Origin of the sequence: Streptomyces lycii (assembly GCF_009735685.1) — a bacterium.
Taxonomy (GTDB): domain Bacteria; phylum Actinomycetota; class Actinomycetes; order Streptomycetales; family Streptomycetaceae; genus Streptomyces; species Streptomyces lycii.
In genome coordinates, this window is sequence record NZ_WHPN01000361.1 from 1 (window position 1) to 6,350 (window position 6,350).

At 75.8% G+C, this 6,350-nt stretch carries 4 protein-coding genes and 1 pseudogene; 2 read left to right on the forward strand and 3 right to left on the reverse strand.

Translation table 11 applies throughout. From position 1 onward, the window contains the following. Positions 1–836 (reverse strand): annotated as a pseudogene (locus GCU69_RS24185) (aldo/keto reductase); the annotation flags it as partial. Between the two features lie 190 nt (positions 837–1,026). On the opposite strand from GCU69_RS24185, the gene GCU69_RS24190 reads away from it, so the two are divergent. Both GCU69_RS24190 and GCU69_RS24195 read left to right on the forward strand, forming a co-directional pair. Beyond that, positions 1,027–1,932: a biotin--[acetyl-CoA-carboxylase] ligase gene (locus GCU69_RS24190; RefSeq protein ID WP_098753687.1), complete on the forward strand. Its 906-nt coding sequence runs from the start codon at positions 1,027–1,029 to the stop codon at positions 1,930–1,932. 123 nt (positions 1,933–2,055) lie between these two features. Beyond that, the gene (locus tag GCU69_RS24195; RefSeq protein ID WP_098753688.1) at positions 2,056–3,207 is read left to right on the forward strand and encodes an adenylate/guanylate cyclase domain-containing protein; all 1,152 of its coding nucleotides are present in this window, start codon (positions 2,056–2,058) and stop codon (positions 3,205–3,207) included. Positions 3,208–4,223: 1,016 nt separating this feature from the next. Here the strand turns inward: GCU69_RS24195 and GCU69_RS24200 are convergent. Continuing rightward, complete coding sequence (locus GCU69_RS24200) at positions 4,224–5,396, reverse strand: GGDEF domain-containing protein (protein ID WP_098753691.1); 1,173 nt, start codon at positions 5,394–5,396, stop codon at positions 4,224–4,226. Between the two features lie 92 nt (positions 5,397–5,488). Next, a complete protein-coding gene (locus tag GCU69_RS24205; protein WP_156207172.1) occupies positions 5,489–6,301 on the reverse strand; it encodes an enoyl-CoA hydratase/isomerase family protein in 813 nt (270 codons plus the stop codon). Positions 6,302–6,350: the final 49 nt, after the last annotated feature.

Sequence of the window (6,350 nt, forward strand, 5' to 3'; positions counted from 1 at the left end):
TTTCGCCAGCCGTTCGAACTGCTCGTCGCTCAGCTCCAGCCGCGCCGCGCCCGCGTTCTCCTCCAGGTGCGCCACCGAGGCGGTGCCCGGAATCGGGATCACCACCGGCGACCGCCGGAGCAGCCAGGCCAGCGACACCTGCGCGGGCGTCGCCCCGAGCTGCTCGGCGACGTCCGCCACCGGCCCGCCCTGCCGGGCGTGCTCGCCGCGGGCGACGGGAGCCCACGGGATGAACGCGATGTTCTCCCGGGCGCAGTGCTCGAGGACGTCCTCGTGCCGCCGGTCGGTGAGGTTGTAGAGGTTCTGCACGCTCACCACGTCGATCACCGAACGCGCCTCCTCCAGCTGCGCGACCGTGACCTCCGACAGCCCGATGTGCCGGATCTTGCCCTCCTGCTGGAGCCGGGCCAGCGCGCCGAACTGCTCCGCCGCCGGCACCAGCGGGTCGATCCGGTGCAGCTGGTAGAGGTCGATCGTCTCCAGCCGCAGCCGGCGCAGGCTCAGCTCGCACTGCTGGCGCAGGTACTCGGGGCGGCCCAGCGGCACCCACTCGCGCGCCGACGGCCTGCTCTGCCCCGCCTTGGTGCGATCACCAGGCCCCGCGGATACGGGTACAGCGCCTCGGCCAGCAGCTCCTCACTGGTGCCCGGGCCGTAGGAGTCCGCGGTGTCGATGAAGTCCGCCCCCAGCTCCACCGCCCGGCGCGCCACCTTCCGGGCCTCCTCCGGGTCGGCGGGCGGCCCCCAGGTCAGCTCGCCGGTGAGCCGCATCGCGCCGAACCCCAGGCGGTGCACCGTCAGGTCCCCGCCCAGGGTGAAGGTCGCGGGATCGCTCATGTCGTCTCTCCTGATCTCCATGAACCCATGGATCTCCTCGTGCCGGTTCCGGTCGGCAGCCTGCCCGGGAATCGGCAGCCTGCCCGGGAAAGCGGGACCCGGGCAAGGAGATCACGAGCGGACGAGGCCGCCGGGCACCGGCTCGGCCGTCCCCGCCCCGGTCCCGGCCACACCCCTCTACGCTGGGCGTATGACGCCAACACCCCCCGGCGGGCCGCCGCGGGAGCCGTCCGGCGGGGGCCCCGGCCGCTGGTCGGACCTCGACCGGCCACCGCTCAACGCCACCGCCCTGCGCCGCGCGCTGCTCCGCCCGGGAGCGCTGTGGACCGGTCTGGACGTGGTGCAGGTGACCGGCTCCACCAACACAGACCTGGCCGAACGTGTCCGCGGCGGCGGGCCGGGCGGCGCGGAGGTCCCGGAGGGCACCGTCCTCGTCGCCGAGGAGCAGTCCGCCGGGCGCGGCAGGCTCGACCGGCAGTGGTCGGCGCCCCCGCGCTCCGGGCTCTTCTTCTCCGTACTGCTGCGGCCCGGGCCGGACGTCCCGGAGGACCGGTGGGGCTGGCTGCCGCTGCTCGCCGGGGTCGCCACCGCCACCGCGCTGGCCCGCGCCGCCGGTGTCGACACCGCGCTCAAGTGGCCCAACGACCTGCTGGTGACCGTCGGGGGCGAGGAGCGCAAGACCGGGGGGATCCTCGCCGAGCGGGCGGGCGACGCCGTCGTCGTCGGCATCGGGCTCAACGTCTCGCTGCGCGCCGCCGAGCTGCCGGTGCCCGGGGCCGGGTCGCTGGCGCTCGCGGGAGCCGTGTCCACCGACCGGGACCCGCTGCTGCGGGCCGTGCTCCGCTCGATCGGGAACTGGTACGCCGACTGGCGCGCGGCCGCCGGCGACGCCGCCGCGAGCGGTCTGATGGACGCCTACGCCGCGGGCTGCGCCACGCTCGGCCGCACGGTCCGCGCGGAACTCCCCGGCGACCGTGCCGTCACCGGGGAGGCCGTCGCGGTGGACGGCGACGGGCGGCTGGTGCTGGCCTGCGCGGACGGCGTGCGGGAACCGGTCGGGGCCGGGGACATCGTCCATCTGCGGCCCGGCGGGTGAGAGTGAGCCAGCGCACACCTGCCGTATCGTTGAGGCGACCTGGGCCTGCATCCCGGCCCAGGTGGTGCAGGGTCGAGAAGTGATCGGAAGGGCTGTGCGCAGGGAACGGACAGGGGGCGGGCAGTGAGCGCCGACGACGCGGGCCCCGGCGACGCCCCGGGCGGCCCCGGCGGGGGCTCACAGGCGTTCTCCGACGACGCCTCCGAAGGCCCGGCGGACACCGCCGACGACCGGGGCGAGAACCCCCTCGCGCTCCGTCTGGAGCAGCTGATCCTCGGTGCCGAGCGGCACTACACGCCGTTCCAGGCGGCCCGCAGCGCCGGTGTCTCCATGGAGCTGGCCTCCCGCTTCTGGCGCGCGATGGGCTTCGCCGACATCGGGCAGGCCAAGGCGCTCACCGAGGCGGACGTGCTGGCGCTGCGGCGGCTGGCCGGTCTGGTCGAGGCGGGGCTGCTCAGCGAGCCGATGGCCGTGCAGGTCGCCCGCTCCACCGGGCAGACCACCTCCCGGCTCGCCGACTGGCAGATCGAGGGGTTCCTGGAAGGACTGACGGAGCCGCCGGAGCCGGGCATGACCCGCACCGAGGTCGCGTATCCGCTGGTCGAGCTGTTGCTGCCGGAGCTCCAGGAGTTCCTGGTCTACGTCTGGCGGCGGCAGCTGGCGGCGGCGGCCGGCCGGGTCATCCAGTCCCAGGACGACGAGGAGATGGTCGACCGGCGGTTCGCGGTGGGCTTCGCGGACCTCGTCGGCTTCACCCGGCTCACCCGGCGGCTGGAGGAGGAGGAACTCGGCGAACTGGTCGAGGCCTTCGAGACCACCGCCGCCGACCTGGTCGCGGCGCGCGGCGGCCGGCTGATCAAGACCCTGGGCGACGAGGTGCTGTACGCCGCGGAGGACGCGGGCACGGCCGCCGAGATCGGGCTGCGGCTGATCGAGACCCTGGCGAACGACGAGACGATGCCGGAGCTGCGGGTCGGGATCGCCTTCGGCACGGTGACCACCCGCATGGGCGACGTGTTCGGTACGACGGTGAACCTGGCGAGCCGGCTGACGTCGATAGCGCCGAAGGACACGGTGCTGGTCGACGGGGCCTTCGCCGAGGAGCTGATGCGGTCCGGGGACGCGCCGGAGTCGGAGGCCGAGGCGGCGGCAGCCGAGAAGGAGGGCACGGAGCCGCCGGCCCCGTACCGTTTCGCGCTCCAGCCGATGTACCAGCGCCCGGTGAGGGGACTGGGCGTGGTGGAGCCCTGGCTGCTCACCCGCAGACCGGGCTGACCCCCGGCCACACCCCCTACCTCCGGCCTGCCACGCCACCGCCGGCCACAGGCGAACACGACCGGACGCCCCCCGCCGCCCGGCAGGATCACGTGGCCGCCATCGGATCATCGACGGCCGGCGCCCGCCGCCCGACAGATCACGTGGCGGCCACCGGAACATCAGCGGTTGACGCCCGCGTCTGCCATCCGCCGGGATCACGTGGCCGCCACCGCCTGTCACAGGCGAACACGACCGGACGACACCCCGCCGCCGGACGGAAGCACACGGCCGCCATCGAACATCAGCGCACGACAGCCCGCACCGCCGACCCACCGGGACTGCGAAGGCGCCTGTGGGGAGGACACCGGCCGACGACGGCCCGCGGCCGCCATGCCGACGGAGGGGGTGGGCCCGGAGGGAGGGGGTCTTCCACGCTTACGTGTATGTGTGGCCGCGGAAATAGGGTGACCGTCTCCGCGCACCGTTCAGGCGGCCGTAAATATGCGGTGGAAGACCCCCTCCCGGGGGCCCGCCCCCGGCCAGGCGTCCGGCCTCCGACGCCTGGGCCCCGCACCGGCCAGCCGTCCGGCCTCCGGCACCGGTGCCCCGCACCGGCCAGGCGTCCGGCCCCGGGCACCCGTGCCCCACCCCACCCCACCCCACCCCGGCCAGGCATCAGCCCGCCCCATGCGCGCCGCCCCGACCCGGGCCTCCCACCCCGGCACAAGCCCCGCCCCCGCCGCAGTGCCCCGTCCGGGCCCCGGCCCCGAGGCACCACCCCCGCCCGCGAGGCACCACCCCTCCGAGGCACCACCACCCCCGGCTCCGAGGCGCGGCGCATCCCCGCCCTCCGAGGCACCACCCCTGCCCCGTGCCGCCCCGGCCCCGAGCCGCGAAAATCCCGAGCCGCCCCCCGCCACCCCACGAGCCGCTAAGACCCCGGGCCACCCCATGGCACCCCGAGCCGCCAAGATCCCGAGCCGCCCCGGCCCCCCCCGTGCCGCCTCCGGCCGGGAGACGCCCCCGCCGGAGACCTACCGACCGCGGAACCGCCGCCGCTCCGGGCCGGAGGCCGCCTCCGCGTGGTCGGCCAGCCGCACCACCGGATCCGCCTCCCCCTCGCGTGCCTCGCGCCCCGCGACGACGGGTACGTCGGACCGGGCGGCCTTCGCCCGGTACTGCGCCGCGTCGGCGAGCCGGAACAGCCGCCGGGCGGACCGTACGGGGCCGATCGGGGCGCCGGTGGAGGCGATTCCGCAGGCCACGCCCTCGCCGTGTTCCAGCTTCGCCGCCCGCCGGCAGAGTTCCGCGGCGGCCCGCGCCACCTCGTCCGTGCCGGGGCCGAGGGTGACGAGGCAGAATTCGTCGCCGCCGAGCCGCGCGGCCAGGGCGCCCGGGAGCATCGCCCCGCAGACGGACAGCACCGAGCCGAAGCGTTCGAGGAGCCGGTCGCCGACCGCGTGCCCGAGGGTGTCGTTCACCCGCTTGAGTCCGTTGAGGTCGCAGACGACCAGGCTGACCACGGAGCCGTCGACCCGGTGCCGTTCCAGTGCCTCGTCGAGGCGTATGTCCACCGCCCGGCGGTTGGCCAGCCCGGTCAGCGGGTCGGTGAAGGCCAGCCTGCGGGCCTCCTCCAGGCGCTGGGTCTGGGCTATCCCGGCGGCCGCGACGGCCGCGAGCACCGTCGCCAGGGTCGCGTCCGCGCGCCCGAACACCGGCTCGCCGGGTGCCCGGGCCACGTACAGCTCTCCCCAGGCCCGCCCGTGCAGCACGATCGGCGCGACGACGCAGCAGCCCCGCCCGCGCCGCCGCAGGGCCGCCACCCGCTGGTGGCAGTAGGCGCCGGCCGGGCGGTCCGGCGGCCGGGGTTCCTCCGCGGTCTCCACCCAGGCGTGCGGCTCGCCGCCGCCCGCCCACCGCTCGTGCAGGAACTCGGCGATCTCCGGGAAGTCCCGCACGGGATACGACTCGTCGTCGGGGAACTCCTCCTCGTCCGGAGCGAGCGCCCCCACGTTGACCAGGACGCGCAGCCGCCCCTCGCTCCGTTCCCAGGAGGAGATCGCCGCGAAGGAACCGTCCAGCGCGTGCCGGGCGCCCTCGGCGGCGGCCCGGGCGGCTTCCCGGGGCGTCTGGGCGCCGGCCGTGGCCTGCGCCAGGCCCACCACCGCGCACAGCCGTGGGTCGAGTTCGCCGCTGCCGTCAGCCATACGGCACCTCGCGTTCCGTCACTGTGGGCGCACTGTGCACTCCAGCCTAGGAAGCTTTGCCGGTATCCGCTCCCTCCGCGGCGGCAGCGGGGTCAGACGCCGGGCCAGTCCGGGGTGCGCTTCTCCGCGAAGGCCGCGACGCCCTCCGCGCGGTCCCCGGAGAACGCGACCGTACGCCAGGCGGCCTCCTCGATCTCCAGTCCGGCGCGCAGATCCGTGCCGTGCCCGAGCCGCATCGCGCGCTTGGCGGCGCGCAGCCCGACGGGGGAGTTCGCGGCGATACGGCCCGCCAGCGCCAGCGCCTCCTCGCGGTCCCGGCCCTCGTCGACGAGGGTGTCGACGAGGCCGAGCCCGGCCGCCTCCCCGGCGGGCACCCGGCGGGCGGTGAACACCAGCTCGGCGGCCCGGGCGGCACCCACCCGGCGCGGCAGCAGCTGCGTGCCGCCGCCGCCCGGGATGACGCCGACGGACACCTCGGGGAGCCCGACGACGGCGGTGCGGTCGGCGACGATCAGGTCGCAGGACAGCGCGATCTCGAAGCCGCCGCCGAGGGCGAAGCCGTGCACGGCGGCGACGGTGGGCATGGGCAGCTCCAGCACGCCGGTGTAGGCGGCCCGGGTGTGCGGGCGCTGCCTGCGCAGGTCGTCGTCGGTGAAGGAGTTGCGCTCCTTGAGGTCGGCGCCGACGCAGAAGGCCCGTTCATGGGTGGAGGTGACGACCACGGCCCGGGCGGTGGGATCGGCGGCGAGGGCGGCGCAGGCCTCGGCGAGGCTGCCGGCCATCGCGGTGGAGACGGCGTTCATGGCCCGGGGGCGGTCGAGGACCAGCTCCGCGACGTGGCCGCCGTGCCGCCGGACGGCCACCCAGCCGTCGTCGCCGTACCGGACCTCTTCCGCTGCGCTCATCTTCGCCTCCGTCGGGACGGGTGTTAACGGTCGTTCAAGCGGTTGCGAT

What these genes read in the sequence shown, in the direction of transcription:
- GCU69_RS24200 (WP_098753691.1), bottom strand. Translation starts at nt 5,396, where the DNA reads ATGGCTGACGGCAGCGGCGAACTCGACCCACGGCTGTGCGCGGTGGTG.
- GCU69_RS24190 (WP_098753687.1), top strand. Translation starts at nt 1,027, where the DNA reads ATGACGCCAACACCCCCCGGCGGGCCGCCGCGGGAGCCGTCCGGCGGG.
- GCU69_RS24205 (WP_156207172.1), bottom strand. Translation starts at nt 6,301, where the DNA reads ATGAGCGCAGCGGAAGAGGTCCGGTACGGCGACGACGGCTGGGTGGCC.